The organism is Bradyrhizobium barranii subsp. apii (assembly GCF_011516635.5).
Lineage (GTDB): Bacteria > Pseudomonadota > Alphaproteobacteria > Rhizobiales > Xanthobacteraceae > Bradyrhizobium > Bradyrhizobium barranii.
Map to the genome: position 1 here is coordinate 2,231,433 of NZ_CP096255.1, position 14,578 is coordinate 2,246,010.

The 14,578-nt window shown below is 64.7% G+C and carries 15 protein-coding genes; 10 read left to right on the forward strand and 5 right to left on the reverse strand.

Translation table 11 applies throughout. The features are described 5' to 3' along the window. Positions 1-21: 21 nt before the first annotated feature. On the reverse strand, positions 22-1,719 hold the full coding sequence (locus tag HAP41_RS10690; RefSeq protein WP_166102651.1) for a GMC family oxidoreductase: 1,698 nt from the start codon (positions 1,717-1,719) through the stop codon (positions 22-24). A gap of 267 nt (positions 1,720-1,986) precedes the next feature. Between HAP41_RS10690 and HAP41_RS10695 the strand changes: the two genes are divergently transcribed. Continuing rightward, positions 1,987-2,751, forward strand: a complete 765-nt coding sequence (locus HAP41_RS10695) for a metallophosphoesterase family protein (protein ID WP_166106092.1) — start codon at positions 1,987-1,989, stop codon at positions 2,749-2,751. Between the two features lie 42 nt (positions 2,752-2,793). On the opposite strand, the gene HAP41_RS10700 is transcribed toward HAP41_RS10695, so the two are convergent. From HAP41_RS10700 to HAP41_RS10715, 4 genes are read right to left on the reverse strand one after another with little or no spacing between them, the layout of a single operon-like run. After that, positions 2,794-3,522 (reverse strand): aspartate/glutamate racemase family protein, encoded by a 729-nt coding sequence (locus HAP41_RS10700; RefSeq protein ID WP_166102647.1) that lies wholly within the window; start codon positions 3,520-3,522, stop codon positions 2,794-2,796. A gap of 39 nt (positions 3,523-3,561) precedes the next feature. Then, complete coding sequence (locus HAP41_RS10705; RefSeq protein WP_166102644.1) at positions 3,562-4,320, reverse strand: amino acid ABC transporter ATP-binding protein; 759 nt, start codon at positions 4,318-4,320, stop codon at positions 3,562-3,564. Further along, complete coding sequence (locus tag HAP41_RS10710) at positions 4,317-4,979, reverse strand: amino acid ABC transporter permease (RefSeq protein WP_166102640.1); 663 nt, start codon at positions 4,977-4,979, stop codon at positions 4,317-4,319. The genes HAP41_RS10705 and HAP41_RS10710 overlap by 4 nt, the downstream gene beginning before the upstream one ends. A gap of 10 nt (positions 4,980-4,989) precedes the next feature. Beyond that, on the reverse strand, positions 4,990-5,826 hold the full coding sequence (locus tag HAP41_RS10715; RefSeq protein ID WP_135216109.1) for a transporter substrate-binding domain-containing protein: 837 nt from the start codon (positions 5,824-5,826) through the stop codon (positions 4,990-4,992). Positions 5,827-6,063: 237 nt separating this feature from the next. Between HAP41_RS10715 and HAP41_RS10720 the strand changes: the two genes are divergently transcribed. From HAP41_RS10720 to HAP41_RS10760, 9 genes are all read left to right on the forward strand, one after another. Then, positions 6,064-6,981 carry an NAD(P)-dependent oxidoreductase gene (locus HAP41_RS10720; protein ID WP_166102635.1) on the forward strand — a complete coding sequence of 306 codons (918 nt, stop codon included), beginning with the start codon at positions 6,064-6,066 and terminating at the stop codon, positions 6,979-6,981. A 15-nt stretch (positions 6,982-6,996) separates the two neighbouring features. Beyond that, positions 6,997-7,350, forward strand: coding sequence for a RidA family protein (locus tag HAP41_RS10725; RefSeq protein ID WP_063981348.1), 354 nt, complete (start codon positions 6,997-6,999; stop codon positions 7,348-7,350). Positions 7,351-7,359: 9 nt separating this feature from the next. Then, positions 7,360-8,586 (forward strand): pyridoxal phosphate-dependent aminotransferase, encoded by a 1,227-nt coding sequence (locus tag HAP41_RS10730; RefSeq protein WP_166102630.1) that lies wholly within the window; start codon positions 7,360-7,362, stop codon positions 8,584-8,586. Further along, positions 8,583-10,244, forward strand: a complete 1,662-nt coding sequence (locus HAP41_RS10735; RefSeq protein ID WP_166102627.1) for a thiamine pyrophosphate-binding protein — start codon at positions 8,583-8,585, stop codon at positions 10,242-10,244. Before HAP41_RS10730 ends, HAP41_RS10735 begins: the two co-directional genes overlap by 4 nt. 3 nt (positions 10,245-10,247) lie before the next feature. Beyond that, on the forward strand, positions 10,248-11,513 hold the full coding sequence (locus HAP41_RS10740; RefSeq protein ID WP_176400454.1) for an NAD(P)/FAD-dependent oxidoreductase: 1,266 nt from the start codon (positions 10,248-10,250) through the stop codon (positions 11,511-11,513). A 9-nt stretch (positions 11,514-11,522) separates the two neighbouring features. Further along, positions 11,523-12,266: an aspartate/glutamate racemase family protein gene (locus HAP41_RS10745; RefSeq protein ID WP_014492734.1), complete on the forward strand. Its 744-nt coding sequence runs from the start codon at positions 11,523-11,525 to the stop codon at positions 12,264-12,266. A gap of 108 nt (positions 12,267-12,374) precedes the next feature. Further along, on the forward strand, positions 12,375-13,079 hold the full coding sequence (locus HAP41_RS10750; protein ID WP_224580889.1) for a GntR family transcriptional regulator: 705 nt from the start codon (positions 12,375-12,377) through the stop codon (positions 13,077-13,079). 327 nt (positions 13,080-13,406) lie between these two features. Continuing rightward, positions 13,407-13,949 carry a thiamine pyrophosphate-binding protein gene (locus HAP41_RS10755; protein WP_166102618.1) on the forward strand — a complete coding sequence of 181 codons (543 nt, stop codon included), beginning with the start codon at positions 13,407-13,409 and terminating at the stop codon, positions 13,947-13,949. Beyond that, complete coding sequence (locus HAP41_RS10760; protein WP_166102615.1) at positions 13,949-14,539, forward strand: thiamine pyrophosphate-dependent enzyme; 591 nt, start codon at positions 13,949-13,951, stop codon at positions 14,537-14,539. Before HAP41_RS10755 ends, HAP41_RS10760 begins: the two co-directional genes overlap by 1 nt. The last annotated feature ends 39 nt before the right edge of the window (positions 14,540-14,578 follow it).

Sequence of the window (14,578 nt, forward strand, 5' to 3'; positions counted from 1 at the left end):
CCTCCCGGCAGTCGCTAGCCCTCACTGCATTATCGCCGCAGCGATCTTCTCCGCCGACATCAGCACCGGAAAATTGGTGTTGGCGCACGGCACCACGGGGAAGATCGAGGCGTCGACGACGCGCAGGCCCTGAATACCTTTGACGCGGCCCTGGTTGTCCACCACCGCCATCGGATCGTCGGCCCGGCCCATGCGGCATGAGCACGAGGCGTGCCACACCCCGATGGTCGCCTTGCGGACGAAGGCTTCCAGTGCATCGTCGTCGTTCATCACCTGGTCGAAGGTGAAACCTTCGACGACGAAATTGTCGATCAGGTAGTGGCGCAGCGCCGCCGGCCCGTCCATCAAGGTCGCGGCGATCTTGGTCAGGATCCTGTTTTTGGTATTGACCACGCCGATCTTGCGCACCTTGTCGGTATAGGCGGCCGGAAACGGCTTGTCCGTCACCGCTTTCACCACGTCGCTCATCTGCACGGCCGCCATCTTGCGGAAGCCGCTCATCAGGCGGTCGAGGTCGCGGCGGTCGGACAGCAGATTGAACTCGACGATCGGCTCGGCGGCGGGATCGCGCGAGGCGAGCTTGACCTGTCCGGTCTCGGAATAGGTCTTGTTGACGAAGGTCAGCAGCGAGCCGATCTGCTCGCCGACCGCGTGCCAGGCCGATTTGCTGAGCAGGACGACGAACATGTCGCCCTTCGGTACGCCCGACAGCCCGGATGAATAACGCAGGCCAAGCTGCATGTGGCGCCTGGTGTGCTCGTTCATGCGCGCGCCGCGGCGGACAAAGGACGACAGCGAAATCGAAGGATGATCCATCAGGCGCTGACCGACGCCTGCCAGCCCCATCAGGACGGGAATGCCCATATCCTTGAGGTGACCGACCGGGCCGATGCCGGCGCGCAGGAGATGCGCCGGCGAATGGATCGCGCCGCTGGAGAGGATGATCTCGCGGCCGCGGAATTCCTGTTCCCGTCCGTCGACCATCGCCTTCACGCCGACGCATTGCGTGCCTTCGAACAGCAGCTCTCTGACCTGCGTGTTGGTGGAGATGGTGAGATTGGCGCGCTTGCGCGTGTCGCGATCGAGATAACCCATCGCGGCCGAGACGCGTTGCTCGGCCTGATTGGAATGCGTCACCGGAAAATAGCCGTCGACGAACTCGCCGTTCTGGTCCGGCACGAACTGATGGCCGGCTTGGTGGAAGGCGTTGGCGAACGCCTGCGAATGCCGCGTCCAGTGTTCACGTGGAATTCTGCGTACCGGAATTCGGCCGTCCTTGCCGTGGTACGGGCCGTCGAAATCGAGGTCGCGCTCGACCTTCTTGAAGAAAGGCAGCACGTCGTTCCAGCTCCAGCCGTCGGCGCCCCGCGCGTCCCATTCATCGTAGTCGGTCGGTGCGCCGCGGTTGGCCATCTGGCCGTTGATCGACGAGCCGCCGCCCAGCACGCGCGCCTGCTCGTATCTGCGTAAGGGAGGACGCGCTTCGTTCGGATTGTTGTGGCTGACGATCTGGGTCGTGACCTTGAGTTCGGTCCAGTGGAAGCGGGGATCGAAATAGGCCGTGCCCGGATAGCTGTCCCTGATCTCGGCGGGCTCGTTGCCGGGCGGTGTGTCCTGTCCGGCCTCGCACAGCAGGACCTTGTTGGCGCTCTTTGCGGAGAGTCGGTGGGCCAGCACGGACCCCGCCGAGCCGCCGCCGACGATAATGAAGTCGTACACGATTGGCGTTTCCTCTTGGTCTTGTCCGGGAAACGTAGCGCGTTATTTTCCCGAGGTCACGTCGGCATTGCCGCGACAGTTCGTAACTCCCATTGCTTGCCTGGCAACCACGATCGTGCAATTCTTCTGGCAGCGCCGATTTGATCCTCAGCTTGCGGGCGCTTCTACAAATGCAGCTAAAGAGACGTAGCTAAATTGACTAGCCAGTCCTGCATCCCCCGCATAGCGAGAACGATCGGCCATTCCGAATGGGAGGGGCCAAATGAGATTGCTGCCATCGCGGACGTGCATGGGAATCGTCCGGCACTTGAAGCCGTCCTTGCGGACATTGCGATGCTCGGCATCGACGAGGTCGTGAATCTCGGCGACCACGTCAGTGGCCCGCTCGAGGCAGCGAGGACCGCGGATCTGTTGATGGCGCGAGGCTTTCCGTCGATACGGGGCGATCAGGATCGAATCCTCGTCGAGCTCTGGCAGGCCGGCGGCTCCCCTCGCAGCGATTTCCGTGAGCTCGCGCGCAAGCATTTCGACTGGATGGCAAGCATGCCGTCCACGCTCACGTATAAGGAACGGGTGTTCCTGTGCCATGGATCGCCAACGGACGACGCTGCTTTCTGGCTCGACCACATCGCCGACGACGGCTGCCCGCGCCCGAGCGGCATCGACGCGATCGAGGCTGAAGCTGGGGGGATCGACGCCGAGATCATCCTGTGCGCCCACACCCACATTCCGCGCGTGGTGCGTTTGAGGGATGGCCGGCTGGTCGTGAATCCCGGCAGCGTCGGGTTGCCCGGTTATGACGGGAAGGCGCCCGTGCCCTACGTGGTCGAGGTCGGTACGCCGCATGCGTGCTACGCGATTCTGGAGCATGCCGGCGCAGGCTGGTCCGCGACGATCCGCTACGTGCCCTACGACACCGCGGCCATGGCCGCACTGGCGCGCAGCAAAGGCATGCTCAGCTGGGCAAGCGCGATTGCGACGGGTTGGGTTCAGCGGGAGGGGAGGGAGGCCGACGCCTCCGTCACGCCCTGACGCGTCTCGTTCCGGCCGGCAACGAGGGGCAGCGGGGCTCGTTCAGCGCAAGAATGGCACGGGATGGGCCGCGCGATAGAAGAAGTTGATCAACGTGTTGATGTCGAACACCGGAAGGCCCGAGACTTCGGCGACGTCCCGCGAGAACGGGCACATGTTGGTGCATTCGAACAGGATCGCGCCCGGGTTTTTGCAGGACGCCATGAAAGCTTCCGTCATCTCGATCATCTCGGCGCGCAGCACGTCGGTGTCCAGTTCCTCGCGGCCGAGAATGTAGGTTGCGGGAAACTGCGCATCGGGCTTCATGCCCTGGATCTGGACGGGAATCTCGTCCGGCGACCAGCCGACCCCGCGGAAATGCCCCTCGTTCATGTGGTGGCCGCGTTCGGTGAAGATGCCGATGACCTTGCCCGGCGGCAGCATGGCATGGATCAACGGTGCCTGGATCAGGCTCGAGGTGAAGACCGGGATGTTCACGGCTGCCGCGAGCTGCTGCTGAAATGGCGCGAGGAAGCCGCAGCTCGTGGTGATCGCCTTGACGCCGTCGGCTTCCAGCTCGCGGGCCGCCGCGATGAACGGCTCGAGCAGGGCGGGATCGGGATGGTCGCCCATGATCCTTGTGGCGTGTGCGCCGCGCACGATCTTGTAGCGCACCGGGAAATCATAGGAGAGCGCATTGCCGATGTCGCCGCGCGGGCGCGGGAAGCGGGTATCGAGCATCAGGATGCCGATCGTCTCGCCGTAATTCGTGAAGCCGCCGCGGAGTTTCATGGGTGTCCCCACCGATTCGGAATGGTCGTGCCAGGCAGTCTAATGCGTCTCGTGAAACCGGCTGAGGAAGGACTTCAGCCGTTCGCTGCGGGGCTGGCGGATGGTCTCTTCGGGCGTGCCGATCTCGGCCATGATGCCGTCGTTCATGAAGCCGACGCGGGTGGAGACGTCGGCGGCGAAGGCCATCTCGTGCGTCACCAGCACCATGGTCATGCCTTCGCTCGCGAGGCTGCGGATGACGGACAGGACTTCGCCGACGAGTTCGGGATCGAGCGCCGAGGTCGGCTCGTCGAACAGCATCACGTCTGGCTTCATCGCGAGCGCCCGCGCGATCGCGACGCGCTGCTTCTGGCCGCCGGAGAGGCGGCTCGGAAAGGCGTCGGCCTTGTCGGCGAGGCCGACCTTGGCGAGCAAATCGCGGCCAAGCGCATCGGCGTCGTTTCGCGCCATGCCCTTCACCTGCACCGGCCCCTCTGTGACGTTGGCGAGCACCGACATGTGCGGGAACAGATTAAAGTGCTGGAACACCATGCCGACGCTGCGCCGAAGCAGCGCGAGCTGCGCATCGCCGGCGGCGCGCATGCCTTTGCCGAAGGCGAATTTATGCGTGCCGATCGCAAGCGCGCCCTGCTGCGGCATTTCCAGGAGATTCAGGCAGCGCAGGAAGGTGGACTTGCCCGAGCCGGAGGCGCCGATCAATGTGACGACCTCGCCGCGGGCAACCGAGAGCGAGACGCCCTTGAGCACCTCATGGTCGCCGAACGCCTTGTGGATGTTGTCAGCGATCAGAGCACTCATCGATGCGCCCCCATTTTCAGCTCGACCCGGTCGGCAACCAGCGTCAGCGGGAACAGCACGACGAAATAGAGCACGGCAATCGTGGTGTAGACCTCGAGCGGCTTGTAGCTCGACGCCGTGATGACCGTGCCCTGATAGAGGAGGTCGCCGACCGCGACCACCGACACCAGCGAGGTGTTCTTGAGCTGCATGATGGTCTGGTTGATGAAGGAGGGGATCATCACCTGCGTCGCCTGCGGCAGCACGATGCGGCGAAAGATCTTGCCGCGGCGCATGCCGATGGCGCGGCCGGCCTCCCACTGGCCGGTGTCGACGGCCTCGATGCCACCGCGGAAGATTTCCGCATAGAACGAGCCGGCATAGAGCGACAGCGCGATGAAGCAGGCCATCGCCGGCGACATGTCGACGCCGATCAGCACGGGCAGGGCGTAGTAGACCCAGATCAGCTGCACCAGCAGCGGCGTGCAGCGGAACACCTCGATATAGAGACGCAACGGCACCGTGACCCAGCGCGGTGCCGTCGTGCGCAGGATGCCGACGAACAGTCCGATGGCGAGACCCGCGACCACCGTGGTCACCGTGTAATACACGGTGACCAGGAGCCCTTGGCAGATCAGGCCCCAATACGGCTTGAGCGCCGCGAAGTCCCAGACGTACATCGATCGACCGTCAGAACTGCACTTCGGGCGGGAGATCGTCGGCGGTGAGGCCGACCGCCTCAAAACCCTTGAGCATCCATTCGCGGGTCTGGCCCATCGCGCGGTTGTAGTCGGCCCAGGCGCTGAGGAAATCCTTGTAGCGGCGGTCGCTCTCGGCGCGGATACCCATGTTGGTCGGCAGCGTCAGCAGCGGGCGCGGAATGGCGAGATCGCCGAGGTTCGGGTTCTTCTTCAGCGTCGAGACCGAAAGCACCGCCAGCGAGACGTTGCAGTCGGCACGTCCCGTCGCAACCGCCAGGATCGCCTCGTCGCGGTTCTTGAAGCCGAGGATGGTCGCCTTCGGACAGTAGCGGCGCGCGATCGTCTCATGGGTCGAGCCGATGTCGACGGCGATCTTGACCTCGGGCTTGTTGAGCTCGGCCCAGGTCTGCGGCTTGGCAAAGCCCTTCTTGGTGATGACGGTGAAGGAGTGCACCAGGATCGGCGTCGAGAAGTCGATGACGAGCGCGCGCTCCGGCGTCGGGTTCACGGCGAAGGCGAGGTCGACCTTGTCGGCCTGGAGATCGAGGATCTGGTTGCCCCAGGTCGATTCCAGCGTCTCGACCTTGGCGCCCAGCTTGCCGGCGATGTCCTTGGCCATGTCGATGCAGGCGCCCGACCATTCGTTGGTGGCGAGGTCCTTATGGAAATAGGGCTCCTGGCCGACGATGACAGCGACGCGCAGCACGCCATTCTTCTTGATGCGGTCGAGCGTGGAGGCCGGCGCATCGGCCTTGGCCGAGCCGCTCGCGGCGGCGATCGCTGCGCCTGCCAGCGCGACGGTGGTGAGAGCATCCCTGCGATTCATGGTCTTTGTCTCCCTGGAATCTGGGTCGGATCGTGTCCGGCCTCTGGATTATTTCTGTATTCAGGATAAAATGCAATACGGTATTTCGAGTTGCTGGCCATTTGGGCGGCAAGGCAGAAATGAGCCCAATATCTTGGCAGGATTGCGCAAAATTCCTGATAGGGAGGGGTTGTAAATTGCATTTAAGTCTGAATACAAGACTGAACGCAATGTGGAAGTGAGCTGAAGGAGAGGCCTGTGCGCGCCCTATTCGTCGATGCGAACGAGACCCTGGCAGCGGTGACCGACAAGCTGCTGGCCTCGCAGAAGCTGCCGGTCAGCATCAACCGCAATCCCTCGATCAAGCCCGACGATCTGCCCGGCCTGCTCGGCGATGCCGAAATCATGATCGTCGACCACACGGCGGTGCCATCAGCGATTGCCGAGAAGTGCGCGAAGCTGAAGCACGTCGTCTTCCTCGGCACCGGCGCGCGCAGCTACATGAATCCGGAAGAGCTCGCCGAGCGCGGCATCTCCGTCCACACCATCAAGGGTTATGGCGACACCGCGGTTGCCGAATGCGCGATCGCGCTGATGTGGGCTTCCGCGAAGAGCTTTGGCGAGATGGATCGCGGCATGCGCGAGGGCAACTGGCTGCGCCGTGATGCAATGCAGCTCACCGGCAAGACGCTCGGCCTGATCGGTTTTGGCGGCATCGCCGCGGAGGCCGCCCGCATGGCGGCGGGCTGCGGCATGAAGGTGATCGCCTGGAACAGGACGCCGAAGACCCATCCCGGCGTCGAGTTCGTTTCGCTGGAGAAGCTGCTGGCCGAGAGCCACGTCATCTCGCTGCACCTCCTGCTCAACGACGAGACCAAGGGTCTTCTGTCGCGTGAGCGCATCGCCCAGATGCGCCCCGGCAGCATTCTGATCAACACGGCGCGCGGCGCTGTGGTCGATGAAGACGCAATGCTGGATGCGCTGCGCTCCGGCCACATCGGTCACGCCGGTCTTGACGTCTTCACCGTCGAGCCGCTGCCGGCGGGGCATCCCGTTACAAAACTGCCGAACGTGACGCTATCGGCGCATTCGGCGTTCCGCACGCCCGAGGCGAGCGACAACCTCATTGGTGCTGCGCTCGACCACTGCCGCCGCATCATCGCCACCGGCAAGTAAAGTTAAGGACATCCCATGTCGGATATCACCCGCATCGACCAGAACGCCCGCCGCAGCCGCGCTTCCGTGTTCGGCGATCTCGTTTTCCTCGCAGGTCAGGTGGCGGACACCAAGACCGCTGATATCACCCAGCAAACGAAAGAGGCGCTGGCGAAGGTCGACGACATGCTGGCGCGCGCCGGCACCGACAAATCGCGCCTGCTCAGCGTGCAGGTCTGGCTTAGGAACATGGACGATTTCGACGCCATGAACGCGGTCTATGATGCGTGGGTCGTGCCGGGCAACACGCCGACCCGCGCCTGCGGCAAGGTCGAACTCGCCGATCCCGCCTTCCGTATCGAGGTGATCGCGATCGCCGCGCGCAGTTGAGGCTCGGCCGTGACTGTCCAGGCGCCCGCATCGACCTTCCGCCCCGCCCAGCGCATCAGCGCGATCGGTGTCTCCGAGATATTGAAGATCGGCGCAGTCGCGCAGCGGCTCAAGCGCGAGGGGCGACCGGTGATCGTGCTGGGCGCCGGCGAGCCTGACTTCGATACGCCCGATCATGCCAAGGACGCGGCCGAGCGCGCCATCCGCGCGGGGCAGACCAAATACACGATCCTCGACGGCACCGTGGAATTGAAGGCGGCGATCGCCGAAAAATTCCGCCGCGAGAACGATCTCGTCTATGCCGCCGACGAGATCACCGCCGGCGCCGGCGCCAAGCAGGTGATCCACAACGCCTTCATGGCGACGCTCAGTCCCGGCGACGAGGTCATCCTGGCCGCGCCTTACTGGACCAGCTATGCCGACATGGTGCGGATCGCCGACGGCACGCCGGTGGACGTGCTTTGTCGCGAGGAGAACGGCTTTCGCCTCGATGCCGCCGATCTCGAACGCGCGATCACGCCGAAGACGCGCTGGCTGCTGCTGAACTCGCCGTCCAATCCGACCGGAGCCGCCTATTCGGCCGCGCAGCTTCGCCCGATCCTGGATGTGCTCAAGCGCCATCCGCTTGTCTGGTTGATGGCGGACGATATCTACGAGCACCTGATCTATGACGGCATGCCGTTCGTGACCGCAGCGGCGCTCGAGCCGAGCCTGAAATCACGCACGCTGACCGTGAATGGTGTTTCCAAGGCCTACGCCATGACCGGCTGGCGCGTCGGCTATGGCGGCGGTCCGCGCGAATTGATCGCGGCGATGGCGGTGGTGCAGAGCCAGAGCACGACCAATCCCTCCTCGGTGAGCCAAGCCGCTGCGATCGCCGCGCTGACGGGGCCGCAAGGCATCCTGATCGAGCGCCGTGCCGCGTTCCAGCGCCGCCGCGACATCGTGGTCGATGCGCTCAATGCCATCGACGGCGTCACCTGCCGCCGGCCGGAGGGCGCGTTCTACACCTATGCCAGCTGCGCCGGCCTGATCGGCCGCCGCACGCCGGATGGTACCGTCATCGGCAGTGACGCGGCGTTCTGCCGCTTCCTGCTGGAGAGGCATGACGTGGCCGTGGTGCCGGGCAGCTGTTTCGGCCTTGCACCTTATTTCCGCCTGTCCTACGCCACCTCGGAACAAAACTTGCGCGAGGCCGTGATGCGCATCGCCAAAGCCTGCAGGGAGCTGTCATGACCATTCGCAACACCCGCACCGGGGGCCGGATCCTGATCGATCAGCTCGTCGCCCAAGGCGTCGACCGCGTCACCTGCGTGCCGGGCGAGAGCTACCTCGCGGCGCTCGACGCGCTGCATGACAGCCCGATCGACGTCGTGATCTGCCGCGCCGAGGGTGGTGCTGCGATGATGGCGGAAGCCTATGGCAAGCTCACCGGCCGTCCCGGAATCTGCTTCGTCACCCGCGGCCCCGGCGCCACCAATGCCAGCCACGGCGTCCACATCGCGATGCAGGATTCGACGCCGATGATCCTGTTCGTCGGACAGGTCGACACCGGCATGCGCGAGCGCGAGGCGTTCCAGGAGCTCGACTACAAGGCGGTGTTCGGCACCATGGCGAAATGGGCCGTCGAGATCGATCGCCCCGATCGCATTCCGGAGCTGGTCGCGCGTGCCTTCCGCGTCGCCATGCAGGGCCGTCCGGGTCCCGTGGTGATCGCGCTGCCGGAGAACATGCTGACCGAGACGGCGGCCGTTGCCGACGCCATGCGCATCGAGCCGGCCGTGAGCTGGCCGGCACCATCAGATCTCGAGCGCGTCGGCGCCATGCTCGCGAGCGCCAAGGCGCCGCTCGTCATCCTCGGCGGCTCGCGCTGGACGGATGAGGCGACCAAGAGCATCGCGCGCTTTGCCGAGCGGTTCGACCTGCCGGTCGCGACCTCGTTCCGCCGGGCCTCGCTGATCGACGCCGATCATTCGCATTATGCCGGCGATCTCGGCATCGGGCCGAGCCCAGGCCTGAAGGCGCGCATCGACAACGCCGACGTCATTCTCCTGATCGGCGGCCGCATGTCGGAGATGCCGTCCTCGTCCTACACACTGTTCGACATTCCGACGCCGAAGCAGAAGCTGATCCACGTGCATCCGGGCTCGGAAGAGCTAGGCCGCGTCTACCAGCCTGAGCTCGCGATCCAGGCGACGCCCGCCGCGTTCGCCGCCGCCGTCGAGACGCTGAAGCCATCAGGCGCGGTCGCCTGGAAGGGCGAGGCCGCCAAGGCGCACGCCGATTACCTCGCCTGGACCGACAAGGCGCGTGAGCTGCCGGGCACATTCCAGTACGGCCAGGTCATGACCTGGCTGCGCGACCGCCTGCCGAAGGACGCGATCGTCTGCAACGGTGCCGGCAACTATGCCGGCTGGATCCATCGCCATCACCGTTTCCACAGCTTTGCCGCCCAGCTCGCGCCGACCTCGGGGTCGATGGGCTATGGCGTGCCGGCGGCGGTGCTCGCAAAACGGCAATATCCGGATCGCGTCGTCGTCGCCTTTGCCGGTGATGGCTGCTTCCTGATGAATGGCCAGGAATTCGCGACCGCCGTGCAGTACGACGCGCCGCTGGTGGTCATCGTCGTCGACAATTCGCAGTACGGCACCATCCGTATGCACCAGGAGCGTGATTATCCCGGCCGCGTGGTCGGAACCCAGCTCAAGAACCCTGACTTCGCGATGTATGCGAAGGCATTCGGTGGCCATGGCGAGCGCGTCGAGCGCACCGAAGAGTTTGCGCCGGCGTTCGAGCGCGCGCTCGCTTCGGGCAAGCCGTCGATCCTCCACTGCATCATCGATCCGCGCGCGATCTCGGTCGGCAAGGATTTCGCGCCGGCGGTGAAGGCGTAGCCGATGTCGGAAGGCCGCCACGTCGCTATCATCGGAGCCGGCGCGGTCGGCGTGATCGGCGCCATCGAGGCGCTGCGCGAGGGGCATCGCGTCACGCTGATCGACGCAGGCGAGCCCGGTGGCGAACAGGCGGCGAGCTACGGCAATGCCGGCTGGCTCTCCTCCCATTCGGTGATTCCGCCGGCCGAGCCGGGCCTCTGGAAGAAGGTGCCGGGTTATCTGATGGACCCGCTCGGCCCGCTCGCGATCCGCTGGTCTTACTTGCCGAAGGCGCTGCCCTGGCTGATCAAGTATTTGCTCTCGGGCTGGACCGAGGCACGGGTCGAGAAGACGGCGTTTGCGCTGCGCGATCTGCTGAAGGACGCGCCGCTGCTGCACAAGAAGCTCGCGGAAGAAGCGGGCGTGCCCGAGTTGGTCGAGCGCAACGGCGTGATGCATGTATTCCCGTCGCGCGGCAATTTCGACAGCAATCTCGGCTGGCGCCTGCGCAAGAAGGTCGGCGTCGAATGGATGGAGCTGAACGCCGACGAGATGCGTCAGCGCGAGCCGGATCTGCATCCGCGCTACACCTTTGGCGTGGTGGTGGAGGAAGCCGGCCGCTGCCGCGATCCCGGCGCTTACGTTGCGGCGCTGGCCCAGCATGCGCTCGCGAGCGGTGCCAAGCTCGTTCATGCCAGGGCGACCGGTCTGAAGCTTTCAGGCAACAAGCTCGTTGCCGTTCTCACCGAGACCGGTGAGATTGCTTGCGATGCCGCGGTGGTCGCCGCCGGCGCGCGGTCAAAACAGCTCACCGCATCCGTCGGCGATCCCTTGCCGCTCGAAACCGAGCGCGGCTATCACGTCATGATCGAGAACCCGGAATCGGGTCCGCGCAGCTCGATGATGGCGTCCGACGTCAGCATGGTGGTGAACTGGACCGACAAGGGCCTGCGCGCCGCCGGCACTGTCGAGATCGCCGGCCTCGAGGCCGCGCCGAACTGGAAGCGCGCCGAAATCCTGCGCAACAACCTCTTCAGCATGTTCCCGAAACTGCCGAAGGACATTCCCCCCTCGCGCATCAAAACCTGGTTCGGCCATCGGCCGAGCATGCCGGACGGCCTTCCCTGTATCGGCCATGCGCGTGCCTCGCGCGATATCGTCTACGCCTTCGGCCATGGCCATGTCGGCCTGGTCGGATCGGCCCGCACCGGCCGTCTGGTCGCGCAGCTTCTGAGCGGCAAGCAGCCGGAGATTCCGCTCGCGCCGTTCGCGCCCACTCGCTTCCTCTGAGAACGCACCATGACCTATCCAGCCAACTCGTCCTCTCGCATCGCCCGCGGCGGCAAGGCCATCTATGGCGCGCCGCTCGGCATCTTGATGCTGGAAGCGCGCTTTCCCCGCATTCCCGGCGACATGGGCAACGGCACGACCTGGCCGTTCCCCGTGCTCTATCGGGTGGTGAGCGGCGCTTCGCCGGAGAAGGTGGTGCTGAAGGGCGCCGCCGGCCTGCTGCCTGACTTCATCGATGCGGCCAAGGACCTGGTCCGGTTGGGCGCGGAAGCCATCACCACCAATTGCGGCTTCCTCTCGCTGTTTCAGAAGGAGATCGCGGCCGCCGTCGGCGTTCCCGTAGCGACCTCGTCGCTGATGCAGGTGCCGTGGGTGCAGGCGACCTTGCCCCCAGGCAAGCGCGTCGGCCTCGTGACGGTGTCAGGCTCGACCTTGACGCCGGCCCATCTCGAAGGCGCCGGTGTGCCGCTCGATACGCCACTGGTCGGCACCGAGCACGGCAAGGAATTCTTCCGCGTCCTGATCAAGGCCGAGAAGGACGACATGGATGTGGCCCAGGCCGAGCGTGACGTGGTCGAGGCGGGCAAGGAGCTGGTCGCGAAAAATCCGGATGTCGGTGCCATCGTGCTCGAATGCACCAACATGCCGCCTTATGCGGCAGCCTTGCAGGCTGAAGTTGGATTGCCGGTCTACGACATCTATTCCATGATCACCTGGTTTCATGCTGGACTGCGCCCGCGCGCGTTTGCCTGAGTCCGGCTGTCGCAAAGCTCTGCACAAGATGTGCTAGGCAGCTGTTTGGATTGCAATCGTCCATGCAGCCCCGGTATATTGGGCTGTGTTCGGGCATGAATGCAGCTTATGAAGAGCAACGTGGAACTAGCTTCCGATAGTATCGTCGATCGCGTCTATGAACAGCTCAAGGCGATGGCCGTGAGCTATGAGTTCAAGCCGGGCGAACGGCTCAACGAGGGCGAGCTGGCAAAACGCCTCGGCGTTAGCCGCACGCCGCTTCGCGAAGCGCTCAACCGTCTCAACACCGAGGGCTTCCTGCGCTTCACGCCGGGCAAGGGCTTCTTCTGCCGCGAGCTCGACGCGCACGAGATCTTCGATCTCTACGAGCTGCGCAAATCGATCGAGGTCGCCTCGGTCCGCCTCGCCATCAAGCGCGCCAAGGACGAGGACATCGACGCGCTGCTGAAATTCCTCGAAGCCACCGGTCCCGATCCCGGCGAGCGCTCCTCGGTGGAGCTGGTCGAGCTCGACGAGACCTTTCACGAGCGGCTGATGGCGATGTCGAACAATGCCGAGATGCTGCGCGTGCTCCGCAACGTCAACGCCCGCATCCGCTTCGTGCGCTGGATCGACATGGATCGCATCAACCGCTCCAACACCCAGGCCGAGCACCGCGCAGTCGTCGAAGGATTGAAGGCGCGCGACGAAGAGGCCTGCGTCTCGGTGCTGGAGAAGCACATCGACCGCCGATTGGATCGCATCACCTCCGCGATCAAGGAAGGCTACGCGCAGATCTACATGCCGGCTGCGGCAAGGTCCGCGGCGAATTGAGTCGCTAGTCCAGGCGACAGTGTCTCTTCCCTTCTCCCCTTGCGGGAGAAGGTGGCGCGAAGCGCCGGATGAGGGGTATCTCTCCGCGCATATCGATGCATATGAATGCGCCGAGAGATACCCCTCACCTCAATGAATTTGTATCTTCCTGCGGTGATGCCCTCTCCCGCAAGGGGAGAGGGCGCAGTCATGCGCATCGTGCTCTGGTCCGCAACGGACAGCGGAAAAGCCAGCTATACAATCCTTCAATATCTGATCCTGCCAGACGGTCAGAGCTTTCGTATCAGAACATCGCTAGCGTGCCGCCCGAAATCACGGAGACAAGCGGTGCACAGCCCCAAGCCCAATCCCGAAACGCGCAGCAGCGACGACTGGCCGTCCGAGCTCTATCGCGTTCTCAAAGCCGCCGACGTCAGGCAAATGTCCTACGTTCCCGATGCCGGCCACAGCCAGCTCATCCGCATGTTCTCGGCCGACCGCGATGTCACCACCAACGTGCTGACGACCGAGGAGGAGGGCATCGCCATCGCCGCCGGCGCCTGGCTCGGCGGTCAGCGCAGCGTGCTGCTGATGCAGTCGAGCGGGGTCGGCAATTGCATCAACATGCTGTCGCTGTCGGCGATCGGGCGATTTCCGCTGCTGATGCTGGTGACGATGCGCGGCGAATGGGCCGAGTTCAATCCATGGCAGGTGCCGATGAGCCGGGCGACGCAGCCGTCGCTGGAAGCGATCGGCCTGAAGGTGATGCGCGCGGAGACGGCGGAGGATCTGGTCGAGACGGTCGAGTCGGCGGCATCGCTCGCCTACGAGTCCGATCAGCAGATTGCGGTTCTGATCGGGCAACGCCTGATCGGCAAGAAGAAGTGGTGATGCCGATGCAAGCTCAACTCGATCGTCGCGCCGCCGTCGCCGCGCTCCTGAAGGACCGCAAGGACACGCTGGTCGTCTCCGGGCTCGGCTCGCCCACCTATGACCTGCATTCCGTGGGGGATCACGCCGGTAATTTTTATCTCTGGGGCGCGATGGGCGGCGCCGCACTGATCGGTCTTGGGCTCGCGCAAGCCCAGCCGGCAAAGCGCGTCCTTGCGTTGACGGGCGATGGCGAGCAATTGATGGGTCTCGGCGGCATCGCCACCATCGGCGTCGCGCGCCCGCGCAATCTCGACATCGTCGTGATCGACAACCAGCATTTTGGCGAGACCGGGATGCAGGCGAGCCACACCGGCCGCGGCGTCGATCTTACGGCAATTGCGGCCGCCTGCGGCTTCGCCGCGACCGCGACCGTGCGGACGCTCGAGGAGGTGCAACGCCTCGCCGCGCAGATCGCCGAGCCGGCCAATGGCCCGCGGCTTTTTGTCATCAAGGTTCTGGCGGAAAATCCGCCGCGTTCGCTGCCTTCACGCGATGCCGTCTTTATCAAGAACCGGTTCCGTGCTCATCTCGGCTTCGCGGCGGTTTGAACCGGGGTCCTCTCCGGGATAGCTCGCTGCCCAAGCAGC